The sequence below is a fragment of the Picosynechococcus sp. PCC 11901 genome, assembly GCF_005577135.1.
Taxonomy (GTDB): Bacteria; Cyanobacteriota; Cyanobacteriia; order Cyanobacteriales; family MRBY01; genus MRBY01.
In genome coordinates, this window is sequence record NZ_CP040358.1 from 1 (window position 1) to 19,768 (window position 19,768).

At 47.0% G+C, this 19,768-nt stretch carries 22 protein-coding genes and 3 pseudogenes; 5 read left to right on the forward strand and 20 right to left on the reverse strand.

Going from position 1 to position 19,768, the window contains the following annotated elements:
- Together FEK30_RS00765 and FEK30_RS00770 are read left to right on the forward strand one after the other, a co-directional pair.
- On the forward strand, positions 1 to 972 hold a 972-nt coding region (locus FEK30_RS00765; protein WP_138071175.1), incomplete at its 5' end, for an HNH endonuclease domain-containing protein.
- Positions 969 to 2,176 (forward strand): annotated as a pseudogene (locus FEK30_RS00770) (cysteine desulfurase family protein). The gene FEK30_RS00765 and the pseudogene FEK30_RS00770, both read left to right, overlap by 4 nt.
- Here FEK30_RS00770 and FEK30_RS17285 read toward each other — a convergent pair.
- From FEK30_RS17285 to FEK30_RS16990, 6 genes and pseudogenes are all read right to left on the reverse strand, one after another.
- Positions 2,121 to 4,172: pseudogene (locus FEK30_RS17285) on the reverse strand (DNA phosphorothioation-associated putative methyltransferase). The pseudogenes FEK30_RS00770 and FEK30_RS17285 sit on opposite strands and share 56 nt — an antisense overlap.
- A 356-nt stretch (positions 4,173 to 4,528) precedes the next feature.
- Complete coding sequence (locus FEK30_RS00780; RefSeq protein WP_138071177.1) at positions 4,529 to 4,864, reverse strand: DNA/RNA non-specific endonuclease; 336 nt, start codon at positions 4,862 to 4,864, stop codon at positions 4,529 to 4,531.
- The gene (locus FEK30_RS00785; protein WP_138071179.1) at positions 4,788 to 5,438 is read right to left on the reverse strand and encodes a hypothetical protein; all 651 of its coding nucleotides are present in this window, start codon (positions 5,436 to 5,438) and stop codon (positions 4,788 to 4,790) included. Before FEK30_RS00785 ends, FEK30_RS00780 begins: the two co-directional genes overlap by 77 nt.
- A 30-nt stretch (positions 5,439 to 5,468) precedes the next feature.
- Positions 5,469 to 5,753 carry a hypothetical protein gene (locus FEK30_RS00790; RefSeq protein WP_138071181.1) on the reverse strand — a complete coding sequence of 95 codons (285 nt, stop codon included), beginning with the start codon at positions 5,751 to 5,753 and terminating at the stop codon, positions 5,469 to 5,471.
- A gap of 78 nt (positions 5,754 to 5,831) precedes the next feature.
- Entirely contained in the window at positions 5,832 to 6,089 is a 258-nt protein-coding gene (locus FEK30_RS00795; protein WP_138071183.1) for a hypothetical protein, read from the reverse strand.
- A gap of 474 nt (positions 6,090 to 6,563) precedes the next feature.
- Positions 6,564 to 7,586: a coiled-coil domain-containing protein gene (locus FEK30_RS16990; RefSeq protein WP_255447819.1), complete on the reverse strand. Its 1,023-nt coding sequence runs from the start codon at positions 7,584 to 7,586 to the stop codon at positions 6,564 to 6,566.
- An 812-nt stretch (positions 7,587 to 8,398) separates the two neighbouring features.
- On the opposite strand from FEK30_RS16990, the pseudogene FEK30_RS00805 reads away from it, so the two are divergent.
- Together FEK30_RS00805 and FEK30_RS00810 are read left to right on the forward strand one after the other, a co-directional pair.
- Positions 8,399 to 9,420, forward strand: a pseudogene (locus FEK30_RS00805) (IS5 family transposase).
- A gap of 261 nt (positions 9,421 to 9,681) precedes the next feature.
- The gene (locus tag FEK30_RS00810; RefSeq protein ID WP_138071185.1) at positions 9,682 to 10,233 is read left to right on the forward strand and encodes a hypothetical protein; all 552 of its coding nucleotides are present in this window, start codon (positions 9,682 to 9,684) and stop codon (positions 10,231 to 10,233) included.
- Positions 10,234 to 10,601: 368 nt separating this feature from the next.
- Here the strand turns inward: FEK30_RS00810 and FEK30_RS00815 are convergent, their stop codons facing one another.
- The 4 genes from FEK30_RS00815 to FEK30_RS00830 all read right to left on the reverse strand — a co-directional run bounded on the left by FEK30_RS00815 (position 10,602) and on the right by FEK30_RS00830 (position 12,422).
- A complete protein-coding gene (locus FEK30_RS00815; RefSeq protein WP_138071187.1) occupies positions 10,602 to 11,135 on the reverse strand; it encodes a hypothetical protein in 534 nt (177 codons plus the stop codon).
- 113 nt (positions 11,136 to 11,248) lie between these two features.
- The gene (locus tag FEK30_RS00820) at positions 11,249 to 11,632 is read right to left on the reverse strand and encodes a metal-dependent hydrolase (protein WP_138071189.1); all 384 of its coding nucleotides are present in this window, start codon (positions 11,630 to 11,632) and stop codon (positions 11,249 to 11,251) included.
- Positions 11,633 to 11,734: 102 nt separating this feature from the next.
- Entirely contained in the window at positions 11,735 to 12,163 is a 429-nt protein-coding gene (locus tag FEK30_RS00825; protein WP_168191092.1) for a hypothetical protein, read from the reverse strand.
- Positions 12,135 to 12,422 carry a hypothetical protein gene (locus FEK30_RS00830; RefSeq protein WP_138071193.1) on the reverse strand — a complete coding sequence of 96 codons (288 nt, stop codon included), beginning with the start codon at positions 12,420 to 12,422 and terminating at the stop codon, positions 12,135 to 12,137. The genes FEK30_RS00825 and FEK30_RS00830 overlap by 29 nt, the downstream gene beginning before the upstream one ends.
- Before the next feature lie 6 nt (positions 12,423 to 12,428).
- Here FEK30_RS00830 and FEK30_RS16630 point away from each other — a divergent pair, with 6 nt between their 5' ends.
- A complete protein-coding gene (locus FEK30_RS16630) occupies positions 12,429 to 12,566 on the forward strand; it encodes a hypothetical protein (protein WP_168191093.1) in 138 nt (45 codons plus the stop codon).
- Between the two features lie 509 nt (positions 12,567 to 13,075).
- Here FEK30_RS16630 and FEK30_RS16635 read toward each other — a convergent pair.
- The 10 genes from FEK30_RS16635 to FEK30_RS00870 all read right to left on the reverse strand — a co-directional run bounded on the left by FEK30_RS16635 (position 13,076) and on the right by FEK30_RS00870 (position 19,444).
- Entirely contained in the window at positions 13,076 to 13,240 is a 165-nt protein-coding gene (locus FEK30_RS16635; protein ID WP_168191094.1) for a hypothetical protein, read from the reverse strand.
- A 432-nt stretch (positions 13,241 to 13,672) separates the two neighbouring features.
- Positions 13,673 to 14,185 (reverse strand): hypothetical protein, encoded by a 513-nt coding sequence (locus FEK30_RS16640; RefSeq protein ID WP_168191095.1) that lies wholly within the window; start codon positions 14,183 to 14,185, stop codon positions 13,673 to 13,675.
- A gap of 198 nt (positions 14,186 to 14,383) precedes the next feature.
- Positions 14,384 to 14,842, reverse strand: coding sequence for a hypothetical protein (locus tag FEK30_RS00840; protein ID WP_138071195.1), 459 nt, complete (start codon positions 14,840 to 14,842; stop codon positions 14,384 to 14,386).
- 591 nt (positions 14,843 to 15,433) lie between these two features.
- Positions 15,434 to 15,577 carry a hypothetical protein gene (locus tag FEK30_RS16645; RefSeq protein ID WP_168191096.1) on the reverse strand — a complete coding sequence of 48 codons (144 nt, stop codon included), beginning with the start codon at positions 15,575 to 15,577 and terminating at the stop codon, positions 15,434 to 15,436.
- A gap of 1,025 nt (positions 15,578 to 16,602) precedes the next feature.
- Positions 16,603 to 16,788 carry a hypothetical protein gene (locus tag FEK30_RS00845; RefSeq protein ID WP_138071197.1) on the reverse strand — a complete coding sequence of 62 codons (186 nt, stop codon included), beginning with the start codon at positions 16,786 to 16,788 and terminating at the stop codon, positions 16,603 to 16,605.
- 498 nt (positions 16,789 to 17,286) lie between these two features.
- Complete coding sequence (locus FEK30_RS16995) at positions 17,287 to 17,442, reverse strand: hypothetical protein (protein WP_255447820.1); 156 nt, start codon at positions 17,440 to 17,442, stop codon at positions 17,287 to 17,289.
- A 44-nt stretch (positions 17,443 to 17,486) separates the two neighbouring features.
- The gene (locus FEK30_RS17000; RefSeq protein ID WP_138071199.1) at positions 17,487 to 17,768 is read right to left on the reverse strand and encodes a hypothetical protein; all 282 of its coding nucleotides are present in this window, start codon (positions 17,766 to 17,768) and stop codon (positions 17,487 to 17,489) included.
- Positions 17,769 to 17,842: 74 nt separating this feature from the next.
- Positions 17,843 to 18,184, reverse strand: a complete 342-nt coding sequence (locus FEK30_RS00860; RefSeq protein ID WP_012308512.1) for a hypothetical protein — start codon at positions 18,182 to 18,184, stop codon at positions 17,843 to 17,845.
- Positions 18,185 to 18,256: 72 nt separating this feature from the next.
- Positions 18,257 to 18,808 carry an antirestriction protein ArdA gene (locus FEK30_RS00865; protein WP_138071201.1) on the reverse strand — a complete coding sequence of 184 codons (552 nt, stop codon included), beginning with the start codon at positions 18,806 to 18,808 and terminating at the stop codon, positions 18,257 to 18,259.
- A 78-nt stretch (positions 18,809 to 18,886) separates the two neighbouring features.
- Positions 18,887 to 19,444: a hypothetical protein gene (locus tag FEK30_RS00870; protein WP_138071203.1), complete on the reverse strand. Its 558-nt coding sequence runs from the start codon at positions 19,442 to 19,444 to the stop codon at positions 18,887 to 18,889.
- Between the last annotated feature and the right edge of the window lie 324 nt (positions 19,445 to 19,768).

Genomic DNA, 19,768 nt, shown 5'->3' on the forward strand with positions numbered 1-19,768 from the left:
GTTGAATTAGTCGTTGAAATCTTAGCTAATGCTTGGTTTCCCCATACTTATTTTAAATTATCCTTTGGAACCCAAGATAAAATCACTGAAAAGCTTGATTCTCTGGATTTGGTGATTAGCGAACCTATTTTAAAATTTAATGATCCAGATAAAAAGCTACTCAGAAAAACCATCCAAAATCAGACCTATGATGATTTGATTGGCTATTTGTTGAAATATGTTCCATTTCGCCTGATTCGTCCATTTTTTACCGCAGAAACTAAAGGTTTAAAAGATACTGAAGTCAACCAAGCCGTTTTAGATCTGGCAAATAATCCAGAAAATCAGAATCCTTTATATAGCTTTGATGCCGACTTAGTGAAAGATTGTAAGGGCTTGATGTTCTCTCAAGAATGGGCGGAATACATCGAGGAGAATTTTGCAGTGGTGAAGGGTTGGGCCTCTTGGGAATGGTTGCAGTATATGCAATCGAGGAACCCCACAACGCCGAATATTATGAATAAGCTTTTCATGCCCCAACAGCGTGGGTCGCTCTCTAAGCAAACAAGATTTTGGAAGTCTGTTTTCGAGCATCAATCAATAAAATGTATTTATTCTGGTCAAGTTCTTGATCCAAATCAAATATCTTTAGATCACTATTTACCTTGGTCTTTTGTTGCCCATGATCAACTTTGGAATTTAGTTCCTGTCACTCAATCAGTTAATTCTTCAAAGTCTAACAACTTGCCATCAGATAAATATTTTCCTGAGTTTGTCCGCCTACAGCATTTAGCATTAATCACTAACCACGAGTATTTATCAAAGCAAGTATGGAATAAAGCTATTGATCCATATATTGCCGATTTGAATATGTCTAATGATGATGTATTAGATCAGGAAAAGCTTTTTAATGCTTATGACTCGACAATTAAGCCTTTGATAACATTGGCAGAAAAGCAAGGATTTTCTAGTAATTGGGTTTATGTTCCGTGATTTACCTCGACTATCACGCCAAACCCCGGTTGATCCTAGAGTTGCCGAAACAGTCATGGCAGCGATGATGACCCAATTTGGCAATGCCAGCAGTGTGGATCATGTCGTAGGCGATCGCAGTCGAGAAGCCGTAGCCCAAGCCAAACAAGAGATTGCGGATCTGGTTAATTGCCGACCCAAGGAAATCATCTTCACCTCGGCGCAACGGAGAGCATTAATCTCGCCATCCAAGGCACGGTCTTACACCACGAAAAAAAGACAAAATTCCCTGCATTGCCATTTCTGCCGTTGAACATAAAGCTGTTCTCGACACCTGTCATGCCCTAGAAAAACAGGGACGCATTGAACTGATCAGTCTGCCCGTTGATGCCCAAGCAAACCTCAATCTCAATGACATTGAAAGGGTTTGTCGTCAAGGTTTAGACCTGCTCTGTATCATGGCAGCCAATAACGAAGTTGGAACCATTTACCCCATCGAACTCATCGGGGCGATCGCCAAACGATATTCTGTACCTTTTTTCTGTGATGCATCCCAAGCCATAGGCAAAATTCCCATGAACTTTGCTGATTGGGGCATTACTTTGTTAGCCATGTCTGGTCATAAACTCTACGCCCCTCAAGGCATCGGTGCACTCATCCGCAAAACCGATCACCCCCTTGAACTCATTCTGTTTGGTGGAGGACAGCAGCAAGGATTACGCCCCGGCACATTGAATCTCCCTGGGATTGTCGACTTGGAGAAGCTTGCCATTTACGACAGTTAGAAATGGAAGCAGACGAAAAGGCGATCGCCGCCAAACGAGATTATCTCCAAACCCAACTCATCCAAGCTATTCCTGAAATTGTTGTTAATGGTAACCAGCACCAACGTCTTGCCGGAAACTTGCATCTCTCTCTTCCAGGGATTCCCAATAGCACCATCATTGCCCGTATCCGTCAGCAGTTAGCTATATCAACCGGATCAGCCTGTTCCAGTGGCACAGTCACCCCATCCCATGTTTTGAGAGCAATGAATCTATCAAATGACTTTATTGATGGAGCCTTACGTCTTGGACTTGGTAAATTTACAACCAAGCAAGAAATTGACAAAGCTGCTGAGATTTTAATTGAGGTGATTAAAACCACAAACAATGTTGGCGATGGCCTAATCAATTATCCTTTTCTTTCTGTCGTTGCCGTTGTCGAGAGCGAATCCGAGACCTGACAATCTTCTGTTGATAAGCGTCAGCATCCTGCCGCCATTGCAACCGAGAACCCTTAAACTCAACACCCGTTTCCCGTAATACCTTCTGCCAACCTGACCAAAGCTGAATCTCTGACCAATTCTCCAGTAAGCCCCAATCCTCCTCCTGTTGTGAGAGCTTCGCAAACTTTTCATAGCGCGGATAATCTTGACCCACTAAGCGATCTTTACGTTGCACCACCGGGGCAAAATCAGGGTCATATTCCTTATAGCGTACTTTCAGATCCTGTAACCCCAATCTGCATCGCCATCTGCCAACGCGGATGAGGATCATCATCAAAATCAGCACAGGAAATATAAGCAATTTTTGGCTCATGGAGATAAAATCGCACCAAACTCACATTTTCTAACGTCCCACCGTTCGACTCGCACATCCTCATAAAGCCTCAGTAACGGGTCAAGCTGTTCGAGGCACTGATATGCACCACCAATGCCTTATTCGAGCAAATACCGATTTTACTTTCCTGGGCAATATCCGCTAGGTTTTGCAAATCTCCCAAACTAAACAGCATCATGTCTGAAAGTAGACAGGCTTGCTTATACGTCCCAAACAAAACCTTGATATCGGTCTGTAGAGTAGGGTCTAAATGACTAAACTTGGGCCGCTTGGCAAATTTCGAGAGAGCTAGATAAATCTGAATATCAGACTTGCGCTGTTCGGCAATTCGCTGCCATTCTTCTGCATCCGTCGCCTGTTCAATCACCTTAAAGGCACGGATTAGGGTTCTAAACTCTGCACAGATAGCTGTTTCTTCTGGCAGTTCTCCTTTTTGGGTAAGCGCCCCCGTTCGGTGATGAAGGTCATCAGGGGCTGTAGGAGTGATTGATAATCCTCAAACCGTTTAACGGAAAGACGAATCCGAGGAGTTGTTGCCCGTGATCGAAAGCGCGAAGCCCGAAAGGTTTCTGCCTGGGCTTCATCCCGGAAGATAAAGTAAATGCCCAGGGCCACCGGGATGGCATCAACCCCCAACACTTGGTCAATGTAGAGCTTTAATTCTTCTTGTCATAATATTTCTGAAATGTATTGCGACTGGTGATTACACCATCACCATAGGCCACCTGACCATAGCCGCCATCGGCAATTAGTACCTGGGCGGAAACCACTAGGATTCTTTGGGTTAATAACCAGGCTTTCACCAATGCCTCCCGGCGTTCTGCGGGATTTTCAATCACATTGATCACATAGCCGAGATTGACGACATCTGCTGGACTTTTCTCGTTATCAGGCTTGTAAAAGGGATCCCAGCCCTGAGCCGAAAAGCCTTTCTCTGCAACAAACTTTAGGTCTTCTCCATGGCCACAGCCATAGTCAAAGAAAGTCATACCTCGGTAAGGAGGTTCGCTTCAAGGAGTGATCGCACCGGGCGGGACATCTGCCGCCGGATAATCGCCGCTTTGTGACGGTCAATTTTGGGGAATTGGCGTTCGGGATCCTTAATCTCAATCAGTCGATGGTCTTCGATGCGTACCCGAAAGTGTTGAAGCTTTTTCTCCCACTGGTGCTGATAACCAATATTACGGGAGTCAGCCAGTAAACCGAGTTTTCTTCGGCTTGGGTCAATTGAGCAAAAGTTGCATAGTGGGGATAAGTGGGATAAACAAAGGTTTCCTTTCTGTGCAAAATTGGGGATTGTCGCCATAGTTTCGGAGTTGATAATTCTCCAGTTCTAGGTTGACTTGAATGCTTTGGCGTAAAGCTGGATGAGGGTCTTCGTCAAAATCGGGATAGTCCAAATAGGAAACTTTCGGTTCGCTGGTATTGAACTTGATCAAGGCAAAGGAAAACTTGCCCTTGGGGTAATTTACGGGCGATCGCCTCGTAGTCTTGTAATTCAGGAGGTAAATGCTTGAGGGCAGAAATGTGGAGATAGAGGGCTGTAGGTAATTTTTTCCCGAAGGATAGCTGCTGCAACAGGGATTGAACCGTGGCGAAGTGAAAAGTCCCGCGAATCATGGCGCGCAAAATTGGATTACAGCATACTCATCATAGACGGTAGGCTTAATTTACCAGTAGTTCACGATACCAGATCCTCTGAAAAGCGTATGGGGCAATGATCCCCGGCGATAGAATGAATTTAAAAGTAGACAAAAAATAGCCTAAGCTTACGATAACTTGTAGCTGCTTTCAGTGAAACTTAGATATAGCAATAGTTTCAGCTATTTCAGTAAGCTTACGATAATCCGGCTTAAAGCACGCTTCACCGCCTAAAATTCTACATGCGATTATTCACTTAAACAATGCTTTTTTTCCATTAAGAGTAACGAGTAGGCGCACCGCAAAGCGGCTCTCTTTGAGATCGCCTATCACCATCATTTTTGTAAACCAAAATTCAGGCCACTCCACTGCTCTACTTCATGGACAGTGGTTTTACCCTGGCGAAAGTCAGTGCCGCTGGGGGTGTTCTGGGGAAAGAGATAGGCTTCGGTCTGGCCGTTGTATTGAATAATGCGCCAAAAGTAATCGGGGATATCGGTGGGTTCGTCGGCATTGATCAAGCTGAGAGGTTGGTTGTCATAGGCAGTGCCAACAATCACATAGACTTCGCCATAGTCCCGTACTAAATCCCGCTCATAGTCTTCTAATTCTTTCCAAGCGCCACGGTTTAGACTGGCTTTCTGAGGAGTAATGTTGCTGAGATAGTTCACTTGCTGCCAGTTCTTCCCTCGGAAACTTGCTAAGGGGCAAGGTGGCCTCGGTCATAGTTTCCCCATTTGTAGGCTCCGCGAAAGTCTTCGGGTTCGAGGTTTCTTCCCTGGCGATCGCCGGATCAGCTTCCCATTCCCGGTCTTGGTCAGAACTGCCTGTGATGGTGGCTCGGTCTAAACGGAAGGCAACCCAATCGGCAAACTTAGTATCATCATTGGAACTGAGGCAGTAGATATCCCTCACCACTAGGTCATTAGTGGCTGGCGTTCCGGTGGGTAAACCATTGGGGAGATGGATAGGGCAAGGGTTATTGCTGGCAATCGCCGCTTGGGGGGGAGCTGCACCCTGGGAGTCTGTCGTTTGGGATTGAGTTGGAGCAGAGTTTTGCGCCCCATTGGGTTCCGTGGGGGTTCGTAATTTTGTGCGCCAAAAAAGACTAGGCCGATGCCAATCAATAAAGGGATAGCTCGGATGGGATGCTTGATGATTGATTTGGCTAAGGCGATCGCCCACTTGATGTCTCTCATGGATGCTGCAATATTGACTCTCTCCATTATCTAGGGAGACTACCAAAAAAAAGGGGGCAAAGCCCCAGCAGAACAACTAGCGAGAAACAGGCACCGAAACAACCCAGACCGGGCCAGCAGAAGAACAGACCCCAGGGCGCACCCAGACCGGAACCCCGACCAAGCGGGAAGCCCGGAACCCGAACCGAGCCGCAGCACCAGGGGAAGCGAACTCAGCCCAGACCGAGCCAGAGAAAGCCCGGAACGAGCCGCGCACCGACCAACCGACACAACCGCAGGACAACGCCAAACCAGAAACCCGACGGAAGGGGACAAGAACACGAGAGCCAGAACGACCGACAGAAAAAGAACGACGAATCACGACAAAACCTCAGACGAAAAGAACAACAAAGGGGGACAAGCCCCAGAACGACGGCTCGACTGAGCTCGCCGAAGTCAACTAGACAAGAACACCGGAGCGACGCAGCCGACCGACCCGGGCCGACAACGCCCCACCAGAGAGCGGACGACCAGACCGAGAAAGCAGCAAGCAACAGGACGAGGGGACGACAGCCGCCCGCACCGCCAGGGAACAAGCAGGGCCGGAAACAACCACGGGCACCGAACGAGAAACACCAGAAGCCGAGCCAGCCGAACCGGAACGACCAAAGACAACGAGAAACAAGACAGAAACGAGAAACCAACAGAACAAAAACACGGGCAAAACCCCAAAAACAACAACGCGGCCACACCGCAAGAGGGTTTTCTGCCCCGCTGAGTAACCTGTGGCAATTCAGTAACGACCAGCGGAAAGCCCGGAGTGCGCGAGAAAAATGCACCCTGGCCGCGCGGAAAATAACCTTGTCAAATCACCAGTAACGATGCCTCTGGAAGTCGCATTAGGCCAGACCTCAATCAATATCAGCGCCGCAGCTCGGTATAGGCTTTGTAGCGGGTATTTGGCGGGGAAAATAGAAAACCTGTGTGGCCTCAATAACCTGTGGCGAGGCAGTGAACCTTTTGGGAATATTCAAGTTCGCCAGCATAAAGCCCCCTTGGGGCACGTGCCCTTCGCGGCGTAGAGCGATGCGTTTATAAACCGCGCTTTGCGCACGATATTTTAAGGACTAGGGGAAAAATGAAAAATCCTTGGGCTGTTGGATACCCAAGGAAGTCTGTCAGTGTTTTTGTTCTACTGGTTATCTTCGCAGATGTCGTTAATCGTCGCGGCTAATTTCTCTTTTTCTGCGGTTAGCTGGGCCAAACGATTTTGAAAGTTGAGATATTCGGCAGGGCTGCCCTGACCCCGTTGGAAGTAAATTTCAAAAAGTTGAAGGCGTTTTTGCTCGGCCATTAATTCTGCTTCTAGGTCGGCCAGTTGATCAAGGTCGGCTTGGATTTCAGCGGCGATCGCCTTTTTCCTCATCTCAGTTCTAATGTCAGCTTCGATTAGATTGAGGCGGCTGGCATCAGCTTGGGCTTCCGTGGTGCGGATTTGTAACTCAGCCCGTTGGCGATCGCCACCCCCAAAGAGATTTTGCAGGATGCCAATGGGGTTAGGAGTTAACCAAGTCGTCCAGCGGCGATCTCGTTGGTAGTCAACAGAAGCTTCAAGATTTTCAAGACGAGACACTTCTACATTTTTAGCTTGGGCAATCAGTTGTAGGTCGGGGTCATTCTCGATCTGGCACTGGGTCAGGGTCGCCAAGTCGTAGGGTAATTTCGGCGTTGATTGTGCCTCGCTCTGCTCCAGCCATCTGATGCGGCGGACAGTGCCAGCATAAGGGCTACGGACGGTAGAAACTTGAGCAAGGCGACTTTCCACATCGGCAAGCTTGGTATTGAGGTCACTGAGTTGGTAGGCACGGCTGCGCTGTTGGTTCTCGAACTCCTGAAGTTGTTGCTGGTAGGCGAGGGCGTTGGCATTGGCTCGTTCGATGCGTTCGGCGATCGCCAGGGAGGAGAGATATTCCTGGTGTTGCCGCTGGGCCTGGGCATCCTTGAGGGCGGCGATCGCCTTGTTGAGTTCTAATTCAGCGGTTTGTTGGTCAATCTTAAGGGTTTCGAGTTTGGCTTTCTCGTGGGTGACAAGCAAAGGCTCATTGAGCTGGGCAATTTCTTCAATGAGGGATTTCTGGTCGGCAACTGCTAATTTGGCTAATTCTAATTTGGTGGTGGCCTGGGCGATGTCGGCTTTGTGAGTTTCGTAACTCACCGGAGGTAGTTCCGGGTAATGGGAACAGCACGGGGGGCCAAAGGTGGTGTGACTTTAAGGGTTTCGAGGCGGGCGATCGCCAATTCTAATCGCTGTTTTTCTACCAGAAGGCGATCTCGATCCTTGGGCGATCGGCAATGACCTGGTTAATTCCCACGGTATCTCCTTCCTTTACTTTGAGGTCATCGAGTTCAGTGAGCTTGACCTTGAATGTATAGCGACTGGGGCTATTGACGATTTCTTCAGTGACCTCCAGCTCGTCATTCTGTTGTTGGGCAATCCCCCCAGGGGCAACAGAAAGACCCCGAAACTCATAAAAATCACTGCCACCGAAAACAGATAGCGGACGGGTTCACTGGGTTTGAGTTTTTGTACAAAATTCAAAATTTTTGTTATGAACGGGCTAAATAATTAGTTTAAATATACTATTTACTGTAGAATAGTTATAATCTGTTACTTTGTAGATCAGAATTGTCAATAAAAATCAACATAATGCCTCCTAAAAGTTAGCAACTCACCCTATGTAGTAGAACATTACCACAATTAGATTCTGGTTTCCCCGTATGAAGTATCTACTTCAATCAATGTCAATGTAGTAGTAATTCCTGGCGGTTGATATTAATGTAATAGATGATGGTCTAGTGATCAGTAACTCATTCCATTAGGTAATGACCATACTATTAATAGTGAAAGGTAAATTTCATCTATAGATTTTTTTACTATGGACTATAGGGGATCTCGAAAAATAGCTTGAAGCGAAGCAAGAATATGAGATCATAGATACCAAAGTATCGCCAAAGCAGTGTCTCAAGATGAGTCAATTAGGATTCTGGGATTGGGAAAAACGACATCAGTATTTGGAGGAGAAACAAGATATCCTCGTCAAGCTCAATGAATGGATTCCTTGGGAAGAATTTAGAGAGATTCTCAATCAGGTTCAACCAAAAAGAGAAAAAGTAAGGCGGGCAGGAAAGCAATAGATCCCGTACGAATGTTCAAATTGCTGATACTGCAAAGGCTCTACGGTATTAGTGATGAAGCTCTAGAATATCAAGTCAATGACAGGCTATCATTCATGAAGTTTGTCGGTTTGGGCATCGAAGATAAAGTACCAGATGCGACAACAGTCTGGCTATTTAGACAAAAGCTAGTAGAGCAAAAGCTAGCGGCAGCACTGTTTGAGAAATTTGAAGGCTATTTGCAAAAACAAGGATATCAAGCAGAAGAAGGACAAATAATTGATGCAACACTCATCCCAGTACCGAGACAGCGCAATCGTCGGGAAGAGAATGAAGTAGTGAAATCAGGCAAAATTCCCGACTGGAAAGATAAGCCCAGGAAAAAGCGACAGAAGGATTGTGATGCTCGCTGGACAAAGAAAAATCAGGAGAATCACTTTGGCTACAAGAACCACATCAATGTCGATGTGAAATATAAACTCATCAGAAAATATGCAGTGACAGCAGCTTCAGTGCATGACAGTCAAATGTTTGCGGCAGTCTTGGATGGCAGTAATAGAGGGGATGGCATCTGGGCAGACAGTGCTTACCAAATCCAAGTACGGGAAAGAGTATTAGCACTGATGGGTATGGACAGTCATATTCATGAGAAGGGGAACCGTAATCATCCCCTAAGTGAGACACAAAAAGCCAGAAATAAAGAACGCTCTCATGTCCGTTCGAGAGTGGAGCATATCTTTGGTACTTTTGTGACCTCTATGGGGGGCAAGATGGAAAGGGTGATTGGTCATGCTCGTATTGAGACACAAATTGCCCTGAAGAACTTAGCCTACAACTTCCGACGGTACGTCTACTTGCAGCAATCTTGTGCCTAAAATCAAAAAAAATGGAGGCAAATAGGGTGAATTGACAAATCATATGAGCAAATATTTTTGCTTTTATGCTGTGACTGATAGTTTTTCTCAAAGCCTATCCATTTTTTGAAAATTTCGAGGTTCCCTATAGATTATGAGATGTGAACGATGCAATTCTGAAAATGTTATTACACTAGTTAGTGGCACCCAATTTTGTCGAGACTGTCAAAATGTTAAAGATCAAAAGAAGGTAACACAAAAGTCTGGTCTTGGTGCTGCTGGATGGGTAATTGTCGCGTTAGTTTGATCCCTTTATTGATTGTTCCTTTAACTGCTAGCATATTCATTGAGGCACAAAAACAAGCTGATTATCAGCAACAATTACAAGAACAGAAAGAACAGCGAAGGCTAACTCAAAAGAGAGAGCAGCAACAAGCTTATATCAGGCAGCAACAGCAACTAGAACAACAGCGAAAGGAAGCTGAAGCGTATGCTGCCGCAGAGATTATTGCACGTATTAGATTGCAACAAGAGCAACAATTACAGCAACAACAACGATTACAGCAATCGCTGGATATGCAAACGGCAATGAAATCACTAAATCAAATGAATCAAGTGCAGTCTCAATTTTTTGCTGACCTTTATGGTCTGAATGACTTTGGATATTCTGGACATCTCGGATATACTATGACTCCTATACGTTCTCCATATTCTGGCCAATGTAATTGTCCATACGATACGTTTTATTACAATGGTCAACAAAGAATTTGCGGAGATAATTCCGCTTATGTTCGTACAGGTGGTAGGGAACCCGTTTGTTTTGTAGGTGAATGATAAAGGTCAGTATTTATGGTTTTTAAAATTTTATTTCGCTTCTTCACCTTATTCTTCTTGGGGTTATGCCGAGATACGTGCAGAAAAGTGTAAGTAGATTCTGTAAGCCTTGCTAAACAAGCATTTGAGCTGCATAGTAAAATTTTGATTTTTTGCTCATATAATCATACAAAGTTGCCTTAATCTTTTTAAGATATTTATCGAAAACAAATGCCTGAAACCCTTTTATAAAAAGCAACATAGGTCACTCAGTGAGGTTTAGAGTTTCATCTCATAATTCTACGGATTAGCTACTCGCACTTTTTCACATATATCTCGGCATGACCCCCACTTCGGTCTTTCGTAAGACAAAAAATACCTGAGCAGCATCATTGGGAAAAAGTAGGCGCTGGGGTAAATACTTTGAAGTCGAGCTGACCGACGATCCACTGGTCGGCCAGGGTAGGGACAACGGCTTTGATGTCGGCGTAGGTGAGGGCAAGTTGGGAACCGTAAACCCGCATGGTTTCGGGAATGGTACTGGGCAGCTCATCGGGAAAGTCGATGGTGATATTCCCGGAAACGAGGATTAGGCTGTTGGGGTGCTGCCTTTGGATTTCCCCCAGGGCATCGGCTAAGGGCTCGTCGTTGAAGTTGCGGCTAAAGGTTTCGGTGGTTTGTTCGTCCCTAATATCTAGGCGCACAAGGGTGGGGAGAATGTCGCCGTTCTCAGCGACTTTATAAATGCCTTGGCCGTCGGTGACGAGATAGCCATTATCCTCAGCGACGATGAAAAATTCTTGGTTGACGGGGCGGCGATCGCCTGCCAGACTCCTTATATATGGAGCCAAGTGGCATACTGGGCGGTTGGCATTGTAGGCTTTGATGCTGTGGTCTTTTAGGTTCAGGGTGCGACTAGCCACATCCCTAAATCCACCGTTATTTAGAAGGTTTAGATTTAAGAACAAAATTAGTACAGCAATTCCCAAGACCCAATATTCAGCCTTGCCCCCGGTCTTCATGCGCCGCTTGGGATTCATGCCGCAGACACACCACGCCTGCAAGGGATAAAACAACTGTACGCCCTGCTTGGTGAAGGTATCTGAGAAGATGGCGAGAAAGTGACCCAGGGGTAAGGCGATCGCCCAGGGGTCGGGACTTTAAGGAAATACCAAAGTGCTCCGGCGATCGCACTGAGGACGGCATTGAATAGAAGACAGTGGGTAATCGTCCGGTGGGGGTAACGGTCTTCAAGCCAGTGGGAAACAGGAAAAAAGACCTGACCCACCAGGCTATGGGAGCTGTCGAGGTCAGGAATTTGTGAGCCAATAATTGCCAAGCCTAGCACTACTGGGTCAGCGGTTTGCAAGAGTAGGGTGGTGCCACAAACGCCAATAATGGCATGGGTCACACTCATCATGATTCATTCCTCCCGTGTGGTGTAAGACAAAAAATACCCCCTCTGCCTATCGGCATCTCCCAGAGGGGAGAACACCCTCTAGCTCCCCTCTAGGGGAGAAGTTTATTGACCATACTTCCGCCTCGCGCCTCGAATTTTGCCGATCTGCCGGAGCATCACCCCCAGCACCAGGGCGATCCCACCGATGACATAGAGACCGCGATCGCCAGTGCCCAAACCAATGAATCGAACAATAGAAAAGGCCATCAGAGCAGAGATGATGATCGGACTAATGTCGAGATAGAGACTATGCTCCGGTTCTGGATTTAGGCCCAGCTTCTCATTCCTAACTGCTTTACGGGCTAACAAGGGATTCCGGCCAGCAACGGTTAATAGTTTGGCGATTTGGTGGTCACTGAGAGATAAGTCATTTTTTTCAGCTTCTTCCAGAATGACGCCTCGAATCGCCTCAATGGAGGGCCGCTCTAATTCCACCTCCAGCATTTGCAGGTAAATGTCCCGCTTAATCACTGCGGGCGATCGCCACGACAATCACCTTACCCATGCGCATGAGGGTTTCCAGCCAGTAACGGATAGAAGCATGTAGGCGCTTCGCCTCCGGGATAATCAGCAGGCTGCCCTTCTCAATTTCCTGGGCTAACTTTTCTTTGATTTCATCCGCCGTCAACTGGCGATCGCCTATTACCTCTCCCTCTTTGTTGTACTTGGGTTCAACGGTGTCCACCCGAAATTGTTTGGCCAGCTCCATGAGAAGGTCTTGGTGCTGCCCTGGTAAGCAACAATCGCCCATGGTTCAATGTCTACCGCAGCGGCGATCGCCTCCGGTAGACCCTCGAATAAACCCGCTTCCCCAGACAAGACAATGGTGGCCCTCCTGGATGATGGAGATGATTGGCTTAGGTTTTCTGGATTGACCCGCTGCGATATTTGGTAAGGATCTGGCTGGCGATTCGCGCGGGATTGGCTAAAGGGTCACGGATCGCCCTCCGGGTTGCTCAATCTTGCGGCGTAAATCTTCCGGTAGATCATCCTCCGTCATCTGCTCGACAAGGTGGGCCATCACCAATTCCGGCTGGAGAATCTGCTTCGCTTTCTTGGCCTGGGCAATGCGAATGAGAGCATCAAGATCGGACTCATCGAAAGGTCGAGGTTATCCATGGAGGTGGTTGAAATATTCAGAGATTATCTCCTCCTCATAGAGCACCGGAAACTCATCGCCGGAATCTGTTGAAAGTTCCCACCCTGGGCGACCGGAATATCTGGAATAGCTGATTTCTTCAACCGACTATCAGTAACAGCCTCATCAGAAGTGACTAGAATGTCATCATACTGCTGGTCTGGAATAGCACCGGAATTTGGAGGAGGTGGAGAATTAAATCAACTTTCCGGTTGAGATGCCAGCGATTTACAGAAGGAGAATCTTCTTTTTCGGTGGCATTGGGGCTATAGATTCCGGTTGGGATTCCGGTAAATCCTTAGTAGTTTCCGGCGTAGATTCCGATGGGCACTCAGAGATTCCTTGTAGGCTAAGAGAATGTCCAGTTCCGCCTGGGTAATGGTTGTCCGGCCATCACGACTTCCGTTGATTCCGTGCCTTGAGGTAGGCATAATATTGGGACTTTCCGATGCGAGTTTCCGCTGGGCTTGATTCCGTCGTACATGAAAATTTTTTTATTTTCTATAGATCCATAATATGGCCGCATTTTCCGGTGGACTTTCCGGTCAGAATTCCGGTAAACATTCCGGTGCTGATTCCGGCCATATTTAAGCATAACCGGAAACTAAAGCGTTGATCCCCTCCTAGTCAGACCGGAAGCTTAATAGCGACCGGAAAAATAATCATCAGCGGAATATTCACTTTCCGCGTGACCAATGGCGAAAGAGAGTGAGTTGAGAATTGCGGCGATTGCCTCATTGCATTTGAAAAAGATGGAGATATTTAGCACTGAGAAAAAAGCGGTAGTAAAGCCCCGGTAATATGCCTCATCAGCACCCAGCAATTTTTCCGTACAAAAGTAAGCATAAAGTACGATGTAATCATCAAGTCTGAAGGAACGAGAGATGAAAAATCGGTATCCTGAGAACTGGCCTGACATTGCCCTCAAAGTAAAACAAGCGGCCCGATGCGATGCCAGGAATGCGGCTTGAAGTGTATTGAACCGGGCAAAAAACTAAAGGACTGAGCCGTAGTGAATCGCTAAACATCGCCTCGCTGTCCACCACCAGAATTACAAACCCGAAGACAATCGCCCCGAAAACCTGATCGCCCTTTGTAGTGCCTGCCACTGCGCCAAGCATCAGGGAAGACGCGGTTCCATTACCATGGTCAACTAGAATGATTTCATAGGACGGCTGAGGACATTGGAAAAAGCCCTTACTCAAAATATTCCTTGGTGATGTCATAACCAGGCTGATTTCCCTGCTCAAGCATTGCCCTGGCTTCTGAATTGATTGGGAAACAGCATTGATCAGCTTCTCCACAAGACTCCGCACCATGAGGCCACTTTCACCACGAATCCAGTGTTGTGCTGTCTGGAGATAGGCAACAAGCACGAATATCTCAAAAGCACTTAGGGAAAGGGGATTTTAGAGTCGTGGTTGATTAGGGATTGAAGAATGTCGTTGTTGTTCATTTGTCTGCACGATTATTTTTTGTCTTACACCAAATCCGGAACCGGACGGACTTTGGCAATTGAGGCGGGAATTTTTGTCTTACACCAGATTATTCAAGTCTGCCTGTCTCAATAAAGTTCAAGATACGAACCACATTTTGATTGCTTGGATCAATTGATGTACCGCTGTGACTTGGTGAAACTTGATGCGTTTTGACCTCGTTAACCATCGTTGCTGATTCTCCTGCCACTCTCTCCATTGATAAAACCAGCGTAGTGATGGGATAATCGAGGCAATATCTTTGGATACCCGTTCCCTTGAATGATGGGATAGGTTTGCCACGGCGGGCTTCAGTGAAGGGACTAAACAGCCAGAGGCTTTCCCACTACTGCCCCGTGGTCTACCGCGTCTTTTGTTGGTGGTGCCAGTCAACGAAGTAGAGGCGATCGCCGCTTGGCTGGGTGACAGTTTTCCCGGCAAGTCTGCGGACATCGTTACGTCCTTTGAGGCCGCTGGGAACGAGGTAGGCAGTTGGGTGAAGCGTTGTCCGGTGATTGAGCTGAAGAGATTCCACGGAAAACCCATATACATCGCCATCGCCTCGGGCTGAATTGATAGCCAGGGGAATAATGCTTAATTGCTTCAGCCTTTGTTCTAACTTCGTCTGACCAGCATTGCGCTTCGTGCCGCTGCCCGTGTCAAGGTAGGCAATAACAAATGTTCTTTCCCGTCGGTGGATGCGCCGAGTTCACTAGCGGCGATTGTAAAACCCGTTGTTTGATAGCCAGCCATTCGGCATCCCCAAGAATTGCTCGTAAACCTCTAGTGGCAATGCCACAGGTTGTTCCCAGATGAAATATTGGGTCGGACTTGGCAGAGGATACGCAGTCCTTCGCGCCATAATTGTGATTCGGGGTGATGGAGTCCAGTTTTGCTGCCTGCGTGGAGGTTCCGGTGCAGGGAAGCCGCAGGTGATGAGGTCGAATTCTTTTTGTTGGGGTGGTAGGTGCGGATATCTTTGTGAATGGTGACTTTGGGGAAGAATTCCGAGTAAACGGCGCTCCCTCCGGGACAGCGAAGCTGCGCGCCTGTTCGTCACCATACATCAAATTGAAGTTCTGCCAGTCATCTCCCCTCCAGCACCGGATTTGTCTTGTTTTGACCGATTTGCTTGGCTTATTGAATCCTCTAGGCTTGGGCTTGTTTTTGCTTGAGAATTTCCTTGATGCTCTGGAAACCCTTGGCGATCGCCCCTGATTCACGGCTTTGATACCAAGAAAGCGCCCGATGGAGTTCCTGCACAGAGTTATCTTCCAAAGACATACCAACCATGGTGTGACACCGAATAGTACACTTTTACTATCTCGCCCGGGCCAATAGATCTCTAACGATACTGTCTTGTTCTTGGGTTAGATTGGTTTTTGCTGTGCTTCAGCCTGTGCTCTACTACCTTTTTAGCAGTGTCTTGTAGAACTGGTTTTTCAGCCAATCGAAGTTAGCAGCAATCCACTTGTCGATCATTTGAACAGGTCGGGGGAGTGCAGATGCTTTCTTTTCACAAAATTTGAGAAATTTCTCTCTCTCTTTTTCTGGAAGAGTCTGAATAAGGTCTATATAGTCTGAATAAGTCTTAGGAGTTCAGAAGTATTGCTATCATTGGGTTTTAGCGATTGATTGTTGTGTGGAGACTTTGCTTGTTGTCCTGAGACTTCATTTGTCGTCTGTACGCGACAGTTGTTGTCCTGAGACTTCGTTTGTCGCGTGGGAATTTGCGTAAAATTTTTGGTCTTCTGGGGGATCTGTTTTTAGATTGGGGGTTGGGGTGATGGCCTCTTGCACTGATTGAACGGCTTCGGCGATCGCCTCTTTGGTTTTGAGGGCGATCGTCCTGACGGTTTTGAAGCCATGTTCTAACCAGCCTTGTTTCTGAGGACGTTGAGGGCGCTGTTAATTGTGGCGCGGTGTCGGCCTAATGCTTCGGCAATTTCAGCAACGTTGATTTCAAGGCCATCGCCAAAGGGATCACGAACGCGGAGATAAAAGAGTAAATCGCGTTCGCGGGCTTGAGTTGGAGAGCTGCTAGATACTCAGCTTCAGTGAGTTTATAAAATTTTTCAGACGTGGGGGATGCACAAGCAATATTGTTCATGTTAGTATCGATATAACAAGATAAGTTTTTATTGCCCTTGTCTCGATGCTGCGAAACATTCAGAGACGAGGGCCTTTTAATATTTATACTCAAAGCTAGTGTAAGTTTGCAACTACTAGCGACGAATATTGCAATTCATTACTTCGTTTCAAGCTTGGCGACTTTCGCTTGGATCGCCGCAAAGAGCTCTGGTTGATTGCGAATGACTTCAATGAGGATGCTCCTGAGTAAGGAGTATTTTGCTGCCATCTTCTTTCAGTAGTTTTTCAGCAATGTCCACGGGCAATCTGACGCCAAAAACAGAAGGGTGCATTTCTTCGTTTTTTTTGAGGTCGCCATATTTTGCACGGGCTACTTCCTGAAATTTTTTAGGGAGAGTGTTTAGTTTTGACATGGCCTTTCCTCTAGTTAACAAGTTTATTCTACTGTTTAGCAGACTGAGCAACCTACTCAAAAAGGGCTAAATGCTGCTATGGGATCAGACATCGCAAACATCCCTATCTTCTGCTAATGCGATTTCAAGCATTGCTTCGAGAATGCCTTCCTTGAATGCTTGTTTGATTGGGGGTGGGGCGTTACGAATTTGGGGGGTTGCTTAGTGGCCAAGGATGAACCGCTTAAATGCTGTGGGTCATCGTCTGGGTTGAGTTCAGTGAGGGCGGTGTGGGTGAACTCATAACCAAGGGCTTTAGCTGTGTTCGTATCCATATCGTTTACACCAATGGGAAACTGGGCACTTTAGCAAAAGGTTGTGCCCAGGGCGAATTTTATCGTTATTGGTAGAGATATAGTCCTAAGCCAAACTTGGCACAGGCTCGTCGGAAAGCCATACTCTCGGCATTACTGGATGGATCGCCATAGGGATGCTCGACCACTTCTCCGCTGCGCTTGACTAATTTGAGAGTTTCGTGCCAGTGGCTTCTCGGTAGACTCGTCCCTCGGCAACGGCGAGGGTTAATCGTCCGGTCAAAAATAGGCGATCGCCTGTGGTTTCCATCTTCACAATTTCCCAAGTCCAGGCAGGGCAATATTTATCCAGAATCTTCACGGCATTGTGCCAGGGTAAGTAAGTGATATTCCGGTCTTTGATGCCTAGGAGGCATCAGGGATAGGTCGGGATAAAGTCTCAATGGTTTGCTTCAATGTCCATTCGCCAATGCTGCTGGGGCGTTGGGTTTGAGGGTTGTGGTGGTAGTCATAGTATTTAGTCTTCCAATAGAATTTCTTCTGCTTGTTCAAAAGTTTGTAGAGTCGGGTGGTGCCAGGTTTACCAAGGGCTTGTTCTACATTCCAGGTGCGGGAATAGTGCTGCTCGATGTAGTTGCGGAGTTTGATAAGCTCCTGGGCCATGGCTTTAGCGTTGGGTTTGTTCATGGTTCGTTTGTGGGTCTGACTAACTCCTCCTCACCTGCTAGGGCAGGCTAAGGATTAATAGGAGGGCATGGGTGTTACTCATAAGCCATCAGATAGGCTTCATCACAGGCGCGGTTCGGTTCATCTTCGGCATGGAGTTCGTTCAGGTGTGCTTGAGTTTGTTCCCGTGGGAGTGCGCCATACTCCATCCAGTCCCAAATGATTGTGAATAGATTCCCGTTGGCGACTTCTTGGGTGATCGCCACAGCTTCACAGGCTGGGAAGTAATCTGTCTGGCGTTTTCCGTTGGGGGCTGTAAAAATCACTTTTACAATGTCGCTGTCGATAGTTGCTTCAATATCTAGGGTCAAGGGATACAGATGCTTGTTGGCGGTTTCAAGGGTTGTCAATAAATTAAGCCAGTCTTGATATTTCATCGTTGTGATTCCTGAGAAGTGAATATGACCCTCCCAACCCTCCCCAAGGAGGCTAGGTTTTGGGGGTGATGGTTATAGGTAGGCGAAAACGTAAACTTGACCTTTGGATGTCGGTTCTGAGAAGTAGTCACAAATGAACCAGTCACGGGCGATCGCCTTAAAGTCGATGTAGCAGGTCATCATGCCTGCCTTTTCCCAAGCATCGAGGGTGCCAAGGTCTTCAAGCTGGGAATAAACAAAGTCTTCTTTGTCTTCGTAAATACCCTGGTAAGCATCCTCGAAAGCTTCAACCGTTGAGGCAACGTCACCATACTGATTGTCGCTATAAAAAGCAGCAAAGGCAGGGCCATGGTTGGCGATCGCCTCTCCTAAAGCGGCCACAGTCTCGAAATCTTCCCATTCGCTGATCTGGATGTCGCCAAATCCTTCATAGTCGTGGATCGCCCATTCCTCGCAAATGTCGCCAAGCTTCCAGGCTGGGGAAGTCTTGAGCATTTCTTCTACTGCCTCTTGGATATCATCAGCATCTTGGTCAGCATCAATCCAAGTCCCATGTAAAAAACCGTTATTGTAGGCCGCAAGGCAAGCGACATAAATCCGAGGGGTATCGGTTAGAGTCAACATAATTTTTAAATTCCTGAAAAGATTAAACAAGGTGGGGGAAACTCTCCCAACCCTCCAAAAGAGGGCTAGGCAGTAGAGTTAGGCGCTAATGATTCCGCGTCCCTTGGGCAAGCTCAATAAGTGCTCTTGCGCTTCCTGCAAGGTGGGATAACTAGCGATCACCTGCCACCCATCAGCCACCTGTTCCGCAAGCCAATAGGCCGATAAGCGAGAAACAAAACAAGTGCCTGAGTAGGGAGACTTGAGAATGTAGTAATAAAGCGGTGGATAAAACGTTCTCATCATGAATCTCTCCCTAGTAAGGCAACCAAGAGGGAAGAAGTCACAGCAGGGATATTTAATTTCCAAACTGTGTGCCTCAAAATAAACGGCATCCCAGGCTAATTTTTCCCACTGCTGATCGATGTCTGCGTTGGTTAAAGGTTGGGTAAATTCCATATCAGACTCAGCGCAAATCTCGCCTAAGCCAGGAACAACAGCCGTAAAGCTGAAACGATAACGGGTGTTCCAACAAACCCAAGCACCATAGGGCACTTCTAAATCTTGAGTCTCGAACTGGTAGCGGCCAATTGTAGTGCTATAGGCCGTCCGGTCAGCCATCTCCGATAGCTGCCGTAAAATATCTAAAGCGGTCATAACTAAATGTCCTTAGTTGTGGTTGTTAGGGCGAGGTTGGAAACTGGTACTTTCCTCCTTGCCTGCTCCTATTATAGCCGCAAATTACCTTGTTAACAAGCCAAAATACCCGAACAACCCATAAGAAAAGCTAATATATAAAGCAGTCAATATACCTAGTTAACAAGGTAAAATATAGAGGTAGCTAGTAAAGAGAGAGAACAAGCTATGCTCGCATTCAGCGGCCCTAGAAAACTCACACCGCAAGAAATCAAACAAGTGCTAAACCTCCTCCCGCAAACCCTCCAGCGGTCGGAGTAGGAGACGCTAAAGGACTAGACGCCC

Bases quoted from the DNA above. Each gene is read 5' to 3' on its own strand.
- FEK30_RS00810 (WP_138071185.1), top strand. From the start codon at position 9,682: ATGGGTAATTGTCGCGTTAGTTTGATCCCTTTATTGATTGTTCCTTTA.
- FEK30_RS00820 (WP_138071189.1), bottom strand. From the start codon at position 11,632: ATGATGAGTGTGACCCATGCCATTATTGGCGTTTGTGGCACCACCCTA.
- FEK30_RS00830 (WP_138071193.1), bottom strand. From the start codon at position 12,422: ATGGGCGATTGTTGCTTACCAGGGCAGCACCAAGACCTTCTCATGGAG.
- FEK30_RS16630 (WP_168191093.1), top strand. From the start codon at position 12,429: ATGTCTACCGCAGCGGCGATCGCCTCCGGTAGACCCTCGAATAAACCC.
- FEK30_RS16635 (WP_168191094.1), bottom strand. From the start codon at position 13,240: ATGCCTACCTCAAGGCACGGAATCAACGGAAGTCGTGATGGCCGGACA.
- FEK30_RS00840 (WP_138071195.1), bottom strand. From the start codon at position 14,842: ATGGCGATGTATATGGGTTTTCCGTGGAATCTCTTCAGCTCAATCACC.
- FEK30_RS16645 (WP_168191096.1), bottom strand. From the start codon at position 15,577: ATGGTTGGTATGTCTTTGGAAGATAACTCTGTGCAGGAACTCCATCGG.
- FEK30_RS00845 (WP_138071197.1), bottom strand. From the start codon at position 16,788: ATGTCAAAACTAAACACTCTCCCTAAAAAATTTCAGGAAGTAGCCCGT.
- FEK30_RS17000 (WP_138071199.1), bottom strand. From the start codon at position 17,768: ATGAACAAACCCAACGCTAAAGCCATGGCCCAGGAGCTTATCAAACTC.
- FEK30_RS00860 (WP_012308512.1), bottom strand. From the start codon at position 18,184: ATGAAATATCAAGACTGGCTTAATTTATTGACAACCCTTGAAACCGCC.
- FEK30_RS00865 (WP_138071201.1), bottom strand. From the start codon at position 18,808: ATGTTGACTCTAACCGATACCCCTCGGATTTATGTCGCTTGCCTTGCG.
- FEK30_RS00870 (WP_138071203.1), bottom strand. From the start codon at position 19,444: ATGACCGCTTTAGATATTTTACGGCAGCTATCGGAGATGGCTGACCGG.